This window comes from Draconibacterium sediminis, assembly GCF_000949475.1.
Taxonomy (GTDB): Bacteria; Bacteroidota; Bacteroidia; order Bacteroidales; family Prolixibacteraceae; genus Draconibacterium; species Draconibacterium sediminis.
Genome location: NZ_JRHC01000006.1, coordinates 1 through 15,056, shown reverse-complemented (window position 1 = coordinate 15,056; position 15,056 = coordinate 1). Strand labels below are relative to the sequence as shown.

The window sequence follows — 15,056 nt, the reverse complement described above, 5'->3', positions numbered from 1 at the left end:
AATAAAAAATCGCGCCCTTAGTTTACTGCTCAATTTCCCTGACCAGATGGAGAATCTTATCGCGCAAGGGTTTGTATTTGAAATACCAGATCACAAGCCCAATTATCACTCCAAACAGTATTGCTCCTAAAAAGAACAGCTGGGAATCGAGCACCGATTTGCCTTCACCCATCCATTCGAAAGTTAAACCCACATCCATTAGCAAAAGGCCAGGTAAAATCCCCAATGCCCTTTTCTGAAAAGGCTGGTAACGGCAGACTGCTTTTTTCAACATTTCGAGCGTAGGCAACGAATAATCAACATACTGGTATTCATTATAAAGTTTTCGGAAAGAAAGTGCAATGAACAAAAATCCCAAAATAAGGGCAACTCCACTGATTATATCGCTAATTTCGTGCGAGTTGGTATACTCAACCGCAGTTTTTACCATAAATAACGGTATAAAAATCCAGTAAAAAATCTGTACCACTTTTACAATTGTGGCATAATGCCTGTCTTCTTTTTTCAGTTTCCCGGTTAATTTACTCAGGTTAGTATCAAATTCGTGTGCGGTCATAATTGTTCTCCTTTCAGCTTTTCTTTTAATTGCGATTTAATACGATGGATTTTCACCTTTACATTTGGCTCGGTAATACCAATCACTTCGGCAATCTCTTTCATCGACAGTCCTTCGAGTAGCAGCGATATCAATGCTTTATCGATTACCGACAGTTGATTAAGCTCAAGTTGCATACGTTCGAGTAACTTTTCTTCGGCCAGTTTTTGTTTCAGATTTTCATCGTCAAGTATGGAGTTCAGGTTTGTGGTGTCGCTGTCAACCATCAACTTCATGTGTCTAAAAGCCTTTCCGGTAAAGGTTAACGACGTGTTTACAGCCACCCGGTAAACCCAGGTACTCATGGCCGAATCGCCCCTGAAGCTGTCGAGACTTTTCCAGATATTTACCAGCACTTCCTGGTACATGTCTTTCTGATCTTCGACATTAGAATTGTAGTACCTGCAGATGTTGCGGATCCGCTCGCCATTCTCAGATACAATCGTGTTAAATTTCTCTTCTTTCGTCACTTTTCAGTGTTTTTTCCTATTTAGTAAAGCTAAAAACGGATAGTTACATTTTTTTTTTTGAAAATATTAAAAAAGAGTTGGTGAAACAGATTTCGGGGGCTTCGGTTCAGAAAGATAACCTTATGAAGAAGTTGAAGGACAAATTGGCAAATGAGGAATTGAGTTAATGAGGAATGCTTGAATGGGAGGAGCTTTGGATATTTTTTTTTACCACAGAGGTCCACAAAGAATACACGGAGTTTCACAGAGAAAAGATAAACGACCAAAAATTACAATTTATCAATCTAATTCAATCTATATTCAATCTCTATTCAATCTTTCTCAATCTCTTTCTCCTTGTCCTTTCCGCCTTTTACGAGCAACCAAACCGTAAAGGCCATTTCGCCCAAAATACTTGGCACAGCTACCATAGCAAGGAATATTCCGGCAAAATCGGCGTAATCGGGCAACAAAAAATGTGCTGTTGTATCAACCATATACATTATTCCGGCAATGAAAAGAAATGCTGCAATCCACTTTGGCTTTTGTATGATATTGGAAAGAAGAATTAAATGTGCACCAAAAAAGAACAACCCAATAAGCCAGATAATTTCGAACACATCTACCTGGTATAAAATCTCATCTGCAGAATCAAGTTTTAAAGTAAGCACCAGCGCAAATACCGCAACGCCCATTATTGCAGCATGCATCAGACGGAAATAAGTACTTAAACGTGTAAATTTATGCTTGCGATACAAACCAAAAAGTCCCCACGCCACAACCACATCAAATAACACAGTAATTAAAAAGGCTAAAATGCCAAAGCGCACAGACATATGATCAAGCCTGATCGTTTCAAGTGGATTTTGTTTGAGCGACTCCAACATAACAAAATTGGCAAAAACGGCCGCAAAAAATATGATCAGGTAGCTGATTCCGGTAATGATCGAGAGTTTTCTTGAATTCATTTCTATTTAGTTAATGGAGTTTAATTACGGAATAATAACCACAATAATCTGCCAAATGTTTACAAGCAGGCACAAAAAAAGGTCCCGTTCGTATCAACAAACGGAACCTTAACTATTTTAATAAAAGAATCTATCTCTTACTTACACAGCGGATCAGCACCGATAGTGCCAACCAAATCTTTCAGGTACTGTTTCGATTCTACATTTTTCAGGCGCTCTTTTGCTTTTGCCAATCGACCATCAATATCCATTTCGGCAACCAGCGCAGCGTTATTTTCGTTGTTTTTAAAGTCCTCGAGGTAACCGATTTGCTCAACAAGGAAAGCAATATCCTTGTCTTGCTTTAGTTTCAGGCGGGCTTTATACCAGTCGCTTTTTAGTACCTCTTCCCTTACGAAAAGTTTACGCAGCTCCGGATCGCTGATATCTTTGCCTTCGTAATGGCCATAAGCCATAACATGCAGCAACACTTTCAGCGGCGGAATAGCAGACTCAACACTTCCATCCTCAAAGAATGGCAGTGCAGCTCGTTGCATGGCTTCGGTGATGTTATTAATACCATCAACATAGTCATCCATTCCCTGAAGTTCAGGCTTTAACATGCGCTCGTTAAATACCGCCAGCGGCTCATCAAACAAACGGTTCATACAACGGAAAGCAAAGTTTTTGGTAATACGATAGCCTAAACGGCTGGCCAGTACTTTTTGCCCATTGTATTCAAAGTCCTCCAGTTTCTCCAAGCAACCATTTTCAATCAGCTTCTTCGGATCGCGATCTTCAGGAACCAAACGTGCCCAGATTTCAGGAACCAGAATACTGATATCGTGGTCGAAACGGTTCTCCGAGCCAATATAACCTGCTGCCGAACTAAATCCCTGGTATTCGGTAAGAATGTACGACAACAAGGCGTTATTCAAATCGGTGGTTGGCACAAGCATATTAAAAGGCCCTTTGGTAAGGGCACCTTCCAATCCGGCACCGGTTGTTGATGGCGACTTTCCGGTAATACTTGCAACAAAATCCATAAACAATTCAGGCAACTCCTGGTAATGAATTGGATTATAAACGGCCAGCGGGCGAATTCCTGCTTTTTTATCAACCGGATTGTTTCTTCGTCCGGGCAATACAGCGTTTACAGGCCAAACTACCGGATCTTTATCTTTTATTTTACGGAACAAACGCACACCTATTTCTCCGAGGTATGAGTCTTGTGTTTCTTCTTTAAATATATTGCGTTGCAGGTAACGCGGGTTTTTAGTTGGTTCACCATCGACAATTCGCGGATGCGAAGGTGTAACGAAGTATTTATCGCTATCGCTCTCAGCCACTTCTTTAATGAAGTTTTTTACCGGCTTGGTATATTTCTCAAAACTAATGGCCTCTTCAATCAGCTCTATAGCATTCTCGCGGGTTAGCGGTTCGTAATTCGTCAGGAATGTGTTATTATCCACAATTTCCATTTCGGCTTCTTTATCGTAACCTCTTATTACGGCTTCATCCGGGCGCTGGAACAAGTAACTCTCGCAGTTGGCAACCAGTTTTACACTCGGATTGTTGTATTCCTTATTCAAATCTTTCAAACGGTTTGACGGCACAGTAATCGTTGCCGAAATATCATCCTCGGTTTGAATTTTCATCGACGGAACAAAATCAGAACGCAGTTTGTGTAAATACCAGCGTCCTTCTTCGTTAAATCCGATACGCACATAGCTGGCTGTAATTGGGTTGTGCTTGTAGCGCAACACATTTCCGGGGCGGCCATTTACAATTTCCACATTAAATAACTCGCGCCATTTTAATCCTTTTTCTTCGTTACCGCGGTAATGGCGTTTAACGAAAAAGGCCAGCGTACGAACATTGTCAGGCAGATCTTGTAAGAATTTATTGTACTCGTCGCTGTATTGATCAGACGGCGTTAATAATTTTACCGCCGAACCCAAGGTACGTTCTTTACTCAGGAACGAGCGTGACGGATCGGCATCCGGACGCACCTTTTTCCAACGGTTAGAATAATCTTTATTAATGATCTCATCCACCATGTTTTCAACCTGCTCCAGGTTTTCGATGTAGAACGACCCGTATTTGATGGCATTCTGCATTGATTTGGAGATCTCTGATTTTCCACCTCCTGAAACCGTACTTGGTTTATGGCAGAACATTCCTTCGGGTGCGGTGTCTATTATACGCCACATGGCTTGTGTTGGATGTTTTACCAACTGAAATTTATGCCCGGTAGGATGAACGTAAACTTTTTTCGGCGAAAGTTTCAGGCTGTAATCTTTGTTTTTGTATTTCCAGCTTACCGAACTTTTCTCCACATCAATGTCGGCGTTCTCAGGAATGTAAACCACATCAGGATATTTTTTATCTATGGCGAAGTTTCCTTCCTGCAACTCTATTCGGTTTCCGAGCAGCTTTTTCGCTTCCTCAAAAGAATAAGGCTGATCGAACTTTTTGGTAAAATTGGTTCCAAAAACACTGTCGCTCATATTTCCACGCGGGAAAGCAATGGCACCACCTGCATGCTCTTCCTCCACCAATCCATAAAGGTTGGCCGAATAGCTAATCTGTGTTTTAATTTCTTTTTTCGAATAGCCGTAATAATTATCCGCAATAATCGTAACCACTACCCCGCGTTCATCGCGGCAAGTAAGTTTAAATGCCGAACCATCATTATACAACTCATTCTCGTCTTTCCAGCACATGCCGTCGCGTTTCTGACGCTCCGAAGCATCATCATAATGCGGCAGACCAACATCTTTTTTCTTAAGCGCAGTTAGGTGTGGTGCTAAAATTATACATCCGGTGTGGCCGGTCCAGTGCTCAACATCCAGTGCCGCATCGTTTACAGCCAGGTTCGGGTCGCCGGCGTTACCAAAAATGGTTTCAACAAAGTCGAGGTTACTCACCAAACTTCCCGGTGCAAAAAAGCGCACTTCCATACTCTTTTCGCTAACAATACCGGGCACTTCAGGACAAACAACCGGGCGCAACAACAACGACACCATCACTTTTGCTTTTTCATCCTGCGCCGATGTAAAAGGCAAAGTCATTAACTCATCGGTAGGTTTTAGTGCGTAATGCAGCAGGTGTGCAAAAGTAATTTTCGGCACTTCTTTTTTATCAGCAGGTACCGGAAGTCCACCACGTACAATATGGAAAGTTCCCTGTGTTGTTCGTTTATCCTTGGCAGGATTATTCAGAATACCCTGTTTTAAACGGTACGAACTCAACAAATCGCTTTTAAACTCATTGCCATTGGGTGGCAAACTCAGCTCGCGTGCCATCTTTTTCTGGTTCAACACCAGGGTATTATTTGGCAAACGATAAGGCTTATTAAATTCAAGCTCTTTTAGGTAATCATCAATAAAATTCTGAATTCGTTCATCGGCCGGAGACATGTGCTCGCTTAGTAAGCGCGATTTTTCCTGGAAACTTTTTACCAGGCCTTCGGTTAATTCCTGAAATCTAGAATTGGCATATTTAGTGCCCGAGTCTGAATCATCATTAAACGTAGGCTGACCAAGAGAAGCCAACTGCAGATTAATGTATTGAATCATATCGCGGCGATCTCTTCTCGTCTGTTTAGAAGAAGCGGATTTTTTATTCATAATAATTATATTTCTAGTCCTTAAACAAAAATATAGAATTGAAGTTTCATCGATTGAATGAAATTTCGGAATTAACCTAAAAACAGCAATTCTTTATTGATTTGTTAACCCAAAGGCGACTTATTGTAACAAAATGTAAAAGGTTAGCTTTTCATCCGATATACGTGACTTTCCCATCAATGTTACCCTTATGATATGTATCATAGGCACTTCTTAATAGTAAAATAATTTCAGAAATATCTTTGAGCTTTTATTGAATAATATTAATAGGTAAACGAATCAATAACAAACATAAAATCATTATATCTGTTACTAACAACCTGATTCTGTTCTACCGAAACCAAAAAATTATTACAAATGAAACACTTAAAACTAAAGGCTTTGCTGGTTCTGGTAGCTGGTCTTTTTATTACTTCACAAACATTTGCAACCGATGGTTATTTTAGTGTAGGCTATGGCACAGTTAATAAAGGATTGGCCGGTGCCGGTATTGCATTTTACCAGGGATCGTTAATAAACGGAAACCCTGCAGGTAACGTGTTCCTTGGAACGGAATACCAGTTGGGAGTTAACTTCTTTAATCCGAACAGACAGTACACCGTAACAGGAGCTCCTTCGGGTATGCCAGGTACATTCGGTTTAATGCCGGGTACAGTTGAAAGCGACAGCAGACTGTTTTTAATGCCTTCGGCAGGTGCCAACTGGATGCTTGGTGAGAATTCCAGTATTTCTGCGGCCTTATTCGGAAATGGTGGTATGAACACGGATTATCCTACGCAAACTTTCGGAGACCAAAGTGAAACAACAACAGGCGTTAACCTGGCTCAAATGTTTGGTAATATTAGTTACTCTGTAAAATTGGGCGAACGCCACAGTGTTGGTGTTACAGGTGTTTTGGCCTATCAATATTTTGAGGCAAAAGGTTTAAGTACTTTCGGTCAGTATGGTTTTTCTGCTGATGCTAATGCTTTATCTGGAAATGGAACTGACAGCGGTTTTGGATACGGATTCAAAATTGGCTATATGGGACACATAACTGATAATTTTGCTATCGGTGCCATGTACCAGTCGAAAGTATTTATGAGCGAGTTTGACGACTACGCTGGTTTATTTGCCGAGCAAGGTGATTTTGATATCCCATCAAGCTGGACTGTAGGTTTTTCGTGGGAAGTAATCGAGGATCTTACCGTTATGGGAGATGTAAAGTCGATTATGTACAGCGATGTTAAGTCGATTGCCAATCCGATGAATCTTAGCGAACTGATGCCGGCATTCCAAAATCCTGACGGAACTTACACTCCTAATCCAAACCATGTTCCACTGGGTTCTGACAATGGCTCTGGTTTTGGATGGGAAGATGTTATGGTATACAAAGTTGGTGTTAACTACGCAGGAGTTGATACCTGGCAATTCCGTGCAGGTTTCTCAATTGGCGATAATCCAATCCCTTCATCAGAAGTAATGTTTAATATTCTTGCACCTGGTGTAATTGAAAAACAGTTAGCACTTGGGCTTTCTAAAGAAGTTGGAAATAGCGGAAATCAACTTCATGTGGCCATAAATTATGCAATGAATGGAAGTACTAAAGGCTACAACCCAATGGATTTCGACCCAACAGAGGCAATGCAAGGTAACATGGTTCCGAATCAAATGATTGAACTTGAGATGAACCAGTTTGAATTGGAACTTGGATTCTCGTTCTAACGAATACAATTTAGCATACTCCAAAAATTTAGAAATAGTATATTTCTGACCCGGGCTTTCGTCCGGGTTTTTTATTGCTTTTTATTTTGAACTCTTCCCCGGTTTAACTGTAATTAGTATTTTAACCGCAAATATTAATTTGAAAGAAAAGAAATGAAACTCATATCGTGGAATGTAAACGGAATTCGTGCCGTTACCAAAAAGAACTTTTATGAAGATTTTAAACAAATGGATGCCGACATACTTTGTTTGCAGGAAACCAAAGCGCAGGATGATCAGGTTGCTGAAACGCTGGCGCCAATAAATGGCTACCATATTTACTCCAATTCGGCCGAAAAGAAAGGCTACTCGGGAACAGCAATCCTTTCAAAAACAGAACCACTAAACGTTTCGCGCGATATGGGAATTGAAGTTCACGATACGGAAGGCCGTGTTTTGTGTTTGGAATATGAAAAGTTTTATTTGGTAACTGTATATGTACCCAACTCGGGTAGCGAATTAAAGCGTTTGGACTACCGCCAGGAATGGGACCTGGCATTTTTCGATTACCTGAAAGACCTGGAAAAAACTAAACCGGTTGTGGTGTGTGGCGATTTTAATGTGGCCCACCGCCCTATCGATTTGGCGCGACCTAAACCCAATTATAATAAATCAGCAGGCTATATGCAGGAAGAAATTGATGGAATGGACCGCTTTACGCAAGGCGGGCTGGTTGATACATTCCGCCATTTTTACCCCGATGTTACCGATAAATATTCATGGTGGAGTTACCGTGCCGGAGCGCGTGGCAAGAATGTAGGCTGGAGAATCGATTATTTCCTCGTTTCCGAAAGTTTTATTCCGCATGTACAAAAAGCATATATTTTAAACGAAGTTATGGGCTCCGACCATTGCCCTGTAGGCATTGAAATTGCCGGTTAATTCGCAAAAAATAAATACTATTCAGCGGGTGAGTTTTTATTCATCCGCTGTTGTTTTATAAAAACGCCCTACTTTTGCAGTTTACAGTAAAATCTGAGAAATTGAGTTTCGATCCACATACAACCAATTTGCCCATCGTTGAAGTTATCGGCGAGGTAAAGCAACATCTGCAAAAGGAAAACACCTTAATTGTACATGCGCCTCCCGGAGCCGGAAAAAGTACGGTTCTTCCGCTCGTGCTTCTTGAAGAAAGCTGGCTGAACGGGCAAAAGATCATCATGCTTGAGCCACGTCGTCTGGCAGCCAAAACTATTGCCACACGCCTGGCCGATCTTTTAGGCGAGCCGGTTGGTAAACGGGTTGGTTACCGCATACGTTTTGATAATTGCGTTAGTGAATCCACTCAACTGGAAGTGGTTACCGAAGGAATTTTAACCCGTATGCTGCAAAGCGATAATGCCTTGGAAGGTATTGGTATGGTTATTTTCGATGAATTCCACGAGCGCAGTCTTTTTGCCGATGTGGCTTTGGCCCTGTCGCGCGAAGCACAGCAAATTTTACGTCCTGATCTGCGCATCATGATCATGTCGGCCACGCTAAATATGCCACAACTAACGCAACTGCTTAACGCACCGTCGGTAGTAAGTGAAGGACGTCAGTACCCTGTCGATATTCATTATGAAGGCGATAATGACCTAAAACTTCTTCCTGAGTTAACCAGTCGTTTAGTTACAAAAGCAGTTGAAAAACACGATGGCGACATATTGGTTTTTTTGCCCGGCGAAGCGGAAATTAAAAATACTGAGGCCATTTTACGAAACAAACACAAAGGAATTGCCATTCATCCGCTTTACGGGCAGTTAACGCCGCAAAAGCAGTTTGCTGCCATAATGCCGAGCCGCGAAGGACGACGAAAAATCATTCTCGCCACCTCCATTGCCGAAACCAGTTTAACCATTGAAGGCGTTAAAGTGGTGATTGACTGTGGTTTTAGCCGAACACTTAAATTTAATCCCAACACCGGCTTATCGCGTCTTGAAACGGTGGAAATAACTTTAGATTCGGCCGACCAAAGAGCCGGACGCGCCGGCCGGCTTGGCCCCGGTGTTTGTTACCGCATGTGGACAAAGGCCACACATCATCGCCTGAATAAACACCGCACCCCCGAAATTGAGGAAGCTGATCTGGCTTCGCTTGCACTGGAAATGGCTAAATGGGGCGTTGACGATATCAATAAATTAACCTGGCTGACTCCCCCACCCAAAGGCCATGTTCTGCAAGCCAATGAACTGCTGGAGCAACTGGATGCCATTGAAGGCGGAAAGATTATCGAACACGGAAAAGCGATTCACAGACTCCCATGTCATCCGCGACTGGCACACATGTTACTTCTGGCGCAAAACGATGATTTAACGGCACTGGCATGCGATATTGCTGCTATTTTGGAAGAACGCGATCCTTTACAACGCGACGCCGGAATCGATATAAATCTGCGTATTGAGGCTTTGCGACGCTATCGCAGCGGGACATTAAAAAACAAACGATTGAAACATATTGCCAAAATTTCGGCGCAATACCGGAAAATGCTCAATATTGATGAAGACAATTCATCAACAGATCCGTTTGAGACCGGTTTATTGCTGGCTTACGCCTACCCTGAACGAATCGCGCACGCAACTCCGGGTAACAATGCTCAGTTCAAACTGGCTAACGGCAATATCGCTGCAGCAGGGCACGAAGACGACCTTGCTCATGAAGATTGGCTGTCGATCGCAAGTATAAATGCCCGCGATGGTGTTGGCCGCATATTCTTGGCATCGCCACTAAATCCACGCGATCTTGCACCGATGGTTAAAACCGTTGAATCCATCAGTTGGGATACAAAAAGAGGTGGTTTTTCAGCTTTTGCAGAATTACGAATTGGCAGTATAATTCTGCAACAAAAACCGCTACAGGATTATAATATCGACCAGAAAATAAAGGCTATTTCTGATGCCGTAAAAAAAGAAGGTGCCTGGCTGCTCGATTTTAATCAGGAAGTGGAACAATGGCAAAACCGCATAATCAGTCTGAGGCATTGGGACACAGCGAATGATTGGCCTGATGTTAGTACCAGCCACCTGCTAACAACCAACTACGAATGGCTTTCGCCTTACCTTAATGCTATAAAAAAGCCGGAAGACCTGAAAAAAATAGACCTGAAGAAAGTGCTGCAAAATCACCTACCTTATGAACTACAGCAATTATTGGATAAACTTGCACCGGAGAAACTTCAAGTACGAAGCGGATCAAATGTCAAGCTAAAATATGGCCCAGGAGGTGAAGCACCGGTTCTGGCTGTTCGCCTGCAGGAAATATTCGGTTTGCTCGACACGCCAACCGTTAACAATGGAAGAGTAAAAGTGTTACTACATCTTTTGTCGCCGGGGTTTAAACCGGTTCAGGTAACCGATGATTTGAACAGCTTTTGGACCAACACCTATTTCGAAGTAAAAAAGGAGTTAAAAGCACGGTATCCGAAACACCACTGGCCGGACAATCCGTTGGAAGCAGAGCCATTACGTGGCGTAAAACGAAAAAAGAATTCATAAGCGTTTATTCTATATTCATTATGCTTTAGTGGATTTGTGCTATAACATTCAGAAATACAATGGCATCTTTCTTTCAATGAAAGCGGTACATCCATGCCCTTTATGCCCTGATTTACCGACAAGGTATAAAAATTCAGCTCCTTTACATCAGGGAAAAATTCAACAGCAAACAGGCCTCTCAATACTAAATAAAAGAAGAGAAAAGATCAATAAACCGGAATAAAACATTCTCCGGTTTCTTTTCAATATCTATTTTCAATACTGACCAAAAGGCCATGATTCAGGCACAAACACGGTTGTACTTAGTTGTACAAAACTAAAAATCAAGAAGTTATTTTTTGCAAAATCGTTTATAATCCTTAAATTATATCAGATAAAAAATAAGTGGTCTAACTCTATATTCAGTTTAGTCCAATCGAAATTTATAAAAAGTTTTAACCCATAACTAAATCTTTGTGTATGGAAAGTTTCGTAAAAATATTCCAAAACAAGCCACCGTATTTAAGTCATTTCCTAATCATACTTGTATTACTCTTTCCGCTTTGTATGAAAGCACAACCACTATATACTTTCTCATATAGCACGGGAAATACATACGACACCCTGAACACCCCTCCTATTGAATTATTTGTCAATGATATTGAATATGATGCATGGGATGACGGCCTCTCCGAAGCTCTTCCCATTGGTTTTACCTTTATATATAACTATAAACCCTACACAAAATTTAAAGTGTGCGCAAATGGTTTTATTTCCTTGGATGAAAATTTTGGATGGAATGAAGATTTATTCTGGAACTACTTTGAAAGTGCATATCGAAAGCTTGTTATTGCTCCGCTTTGGGATGATTTTATAATTAACGATGGCGGAAGTATCAGATACCAGTTAACCGGATCGGCAGGTAACAGAATCTTAAAAATCGAATTCAATGATCTGACGTTTTGGTTGGATGAAAATGAAAGATTTCACTTGAAATTCCAGGTATGGTTATACGAAGGAACAAATGTAATCGAATTCAGATATGGTGATGATGAATCGGTAAACAGTTGGTGGTCGTTTTCTGACGCGGGAATAAACATTGGGTTAAACGATGAACGCGATTATAGTTTTATGAGTATAACGCCCGGGCCAGAGCCAACATATAGTTTTACTGTTGATAAAGAAATTGGATTTACCAATATGGAAGATTACATTAATGACGGATTACTGTACAGATTCACGCCTACCACCCGTTGGATAGGTTTAACCGACGATGACTGGTTTACCAAATCCAATTGGGAATTGGATACAATTCCTTCGGCTTTTGACAATGCATTGATTCCTGATTCTGCCGTTAATCCTGTTATCAACACAAGTGGTGTAATTTGTAAAAATCTAACTGTTGAACCGGGTGGTAACTTAACAATAACCGGAGGAGGAGAATTAACGGTAAATGGCAACTTAGTTAATCAAGGTACTGTTACAGTAAGTTCCACGAGCGAATCAAGTTCCGGCTCAATGATAATTAAAGGTGAGTCTGAAGCAACCATAAACTTTGAAAAATATATATCCGGTGATCCAAACTGGCACTTAATAAGCTCACCGGTTTCCGGTCAGGATATTTGGGGATGGGCTACTGCAACAGAAAATAATATTGCCACCAATTCATCAGAATACGCAATTACAAGTTATATCGAAGAAAATGACAATTGGGACAACTACCCGTCAATAGATCCGGGCATGAACTTTACGCTGGGCAAAGGCTACTCGACACTACGTGAAACTTCAGGTTATGTATCTTTTTCGGGACAAATAAATTTAAGTGACATTTCTAATATCCCCATTTCATATGTAAATAAAGGATGGAATTTATTGGGAAATCCTTTTACTTCATCCGTAGCTGCTACCAACGCTGCGTCGGGTACTGATCGTCTTTTATCAGATGCCAATGTTGAAAATATGGATCCGAATTTCGCAGGCCTGTACTTATGGGATCCTTCGTCCGGACAGTATGTTATAATCAACAACTCGGGAGGAACACCAGACGGCACATTAAATCAGGACTACATACAAGCAGGTCAAGGTTTTTTTGTGCGCGCAAAAGACAATAGTTCCCGAAGTTTTAGCATTTCAAAAGCGATGCAAGCTCATCAAACCTCCATACCATTAAAATCGGAAGACAATGGGTGGCCAACAATAAAACTTACTGCAACCGGCGGCAATAGCGTTAGCAATACACTGGTAACCTTTAATGCATCAATGACAACTGGTCTTGACGTAACTTACGATGCAGGTATGTTCAAAGCAAATCCCGATTTTGTGCTTTATACAAGACTGGTTGACGATAATGGGGTCGATTTTTCGGTTCAATGTCTGCCACCTGACTACGATAATTTAGTGATCCCATTGGGACTTGATGCTCAGGTAGGAGTTGAAGTCAATTTTACTTCAGCAGCATTTAATCTTCCGGAAGAATGCCATATTACCATTGAAGATAAAGTGAAGGGAACTTTTACTTCCTTAAAAGAAGGAAATGAATATTCTTTTGTCTATACTGATGAATATAAAAATTCAGAGAAACTGTTTCTGCATACCAGTAGTAATGTAGCTACCAGTGCCGATGTTGTAGCACTTAACAATCCTTTTGAAATTAGAACAAACACCCGACAAGATTACATTCAAGTGATTTCCACGGAAGAGAAACCTGCTCGCGTAAATGTTATCGACATTTCCGGACGCATCCTGATTTCGGAAGAGATTTACAAAGGAAATAACAATTTGATTCGCTTCTCAGGCAAACCGGGAGTTTATATCATCAATATAAAAAATGAAACTTATAACCATAGTAGGAAAATCATCTGGACAAAATAGCAGAAGATGATTTATGTATCCAGTATACCATTCATGTTACATTAAACGACCAAAAAATGAAACACTTGTTACTATTATCAATCCTATTTGCCATTTGTAATATTCACGCTTTTGGTCAAAATATAACGTTAACATTTTTGGGAGAAAACAGTTTTAATAATGCACCATTAACTATTGATAGCGTTCAAATAATTAACAATACCAATGGTACAGATACGTTGGTTAGCGGCAATATTTTTTCAATCTTAATAACGTCATTGGAAATTTTAGATGACCAGGAAAACAATAATATTGTTGTTTACCCAAATCCCTTCGACAATTCAGCTAACATTATCTTTAATTCGAATTTCTACGAACGGGCGCAAATTAACGTTTTTTCTGTAAATGGCAGGAAAATAGCGGAATGGAATGATTTTATTAGCGTTGGGGAGAATAAATTATTTTTAGAATCTAATGTAACCGGAGTGCTTTTTTTAACGATCTATTCACCAAATTTACGACTAAAAGCAAAGTTAATTTGTAACAAAAGCAGTGGAACAGCCGATTTAAAATTGATTGACAATTCCTACTCCCCAATAACGAATTATAAAATCAAATCTGGTAGTAATTTATACAACACTTTTGAATACAGAACCGGTGACAGCCTTACTTTTATCGGGTATTCAGGAGAAATTGTATCAGAAACCATTCATGACATACCTGATGGAGACAAAACTTATACCCTTATTTTTGATGTAACAAACTATCTTCCTGTAGCAAATTTCGATGTTTCAACACAAAATATAAATGAAGGTAGTAGCATTAGCTTCTTCGATCAGTCTACCAACAATCCAACATCATGGGAATGGGATTTTGGAGATGGAAATTCCAGTACAGTTCAAAATCCAACTCATACTTATACAACAGCTGGAGTTTATACCGTAAAACTGATAGCCACCAACAGTTTTGGAGCAGACACAATTACTAAAACTGATTTTATTACCGTTAACTCATTGGTGCCGGTTGCTGAGTTCTCCGCTAATAAAACAACGATTAACCAGCGAGATGCTGTTAGCTTCTCGGACCAGTCTACCAATAATCCAACATCATGGTTGTGGGATTTTGGCGATGGAAATACCAGCACTGTTCAAAATCCTAATCATACCTATGCAACAGCCGGAGTTTATACGGTGCAACTGATAGTCGCCAATAGTGTTGCTGCAGATACAATTACTAAAACCAATTATATTACCGTTAACTCATTGGTGCCGGTTGCTGAGTTCTCAGCAAACAAAACAACCATTAACCAGGGAGATGCTGTTATCTTCTCAGATCTGTCTGCAAACAACCCAACATCATGGGAATGGGATTTTGGAGACGGAAATACC

The 15,056-nt window shown here is 40.6% G+C and carries 9 protein-coding genes; 5 read left to right on the top strand and 4 right to left on the bottom strand.

The genetic code is table 11. The features are described from left to right. Positions 1-22 precede the first annotated feature (22 nt). From LH29_RS18995 to LH29_RS18980, 4 genes are all read right to left on the bottom strand, one after another. Positions 23-556: a hypothetical protein gene (locus tag LH29_RS18995; RefSeq protein WP_045032855.1), complete on the bottom strand. Its 534-nt coding sequence runs from the start codon at positions 554-556 to the stop codon at positions 23-25. Beyond that, positions 553-1,065, bottom strand: coding sequence for an RNA polymerase sigma factor (locus LH29_RS18990; protein WP_045032853.1), 513 nt, complete (start codon positions 1,063-1,065; stop codon positions 553-555). The genes LH29_RS18995 and LH29_RS18990 overlap by 4 nt, the downstream gene beginning before the upstream one ends. 311 nt (positions 1,066-1,376) lie before the next feature. Continuing rightward, positions 1,377-2,012, bottom strand: a complete 636-nt coding sequence (locus tag LH29_RS18985) for a DUF4386 domain-containing protein (RefSeq protein WP_045032851.1) — start codon at positions 2,010-2,012, stop codon at positions 1,377-1,379. Between the two features lie 137 nt (positions 2,013-2,149). Then, positions 2,150-5,623 (bottom strand): hypothetical protein, encoded by a 3,474-nt coding sequence (locus LH29_RS18980; RefSeq protein ID WP_045032850.1) that lies wholly within the window; start codon positions 5,621-5,623, stop codon positions 2,150-2,152. A 357-nt stretch (positions 5,624-5,980) separates the two neighbouring features. Here LH29_RS18980 and LH29_RS18975 point away from each other — a divergent pair, with 357 nt between their 5' ends. The 5 genes from LH29_RS18975 to LH29_RS18955 all read left to right on the top strand — a co-directional run. Further along, entirely contained in the window at positions 5,981-7,327 is a 1,347-nt protein-coding gene (locus tag LH29_RS18975) for an OmpP1/FadL family transporter (RefSeq protein ID WP_052671088.1), read from the top strand. 153 nt (positions 7,328-7,480) lie between these two features. Next, positions 7,481-8,248 (top strand): exodeoxyribonuclease III, encoded by a 768-nt coding sequence (locus LH29_RS18970; protein ID WP_045032849.1) that lies wholly within the window; start codon positions 7,481-7,483, stop codon positions 8,246-8,248. Between the two features lie 74 nt (positions 8,249-8,322). Further along, positions 8,323-10,839, top strand: a complete 2,517-nt coding sequence (gene hrpB, locus LH29_RS18965) for an ATP-dependent helicase HrpB (RefSeq protein WP_232302864.1) — start codon at positions 8,323-8,325, stop codon at positions 10,837-10,839. A gap of 459 nt (positions 10,840-11,298) precedes the next feature. Beyond that, complete coding sequence (locus tag LH29_RS18960; RefSeq protein WP_082063841.1) at positions 11,299-13,689, top strand: T9SS type A sorting domain-containing protein; 2,391 nt, start codon at positions 11,299-11,301, stop codon at positions 13,687-13,689. Between the two features lie 56 nt (positions 13,690-13,745). Beyond that, the coding region (locus LH29_RS18955; RefSeq protein WP_157493764.1) for a PKD domain-containing protein at positions 13,746-15,056 on the top strand (1,311 nt) is incomplete at its 3' end.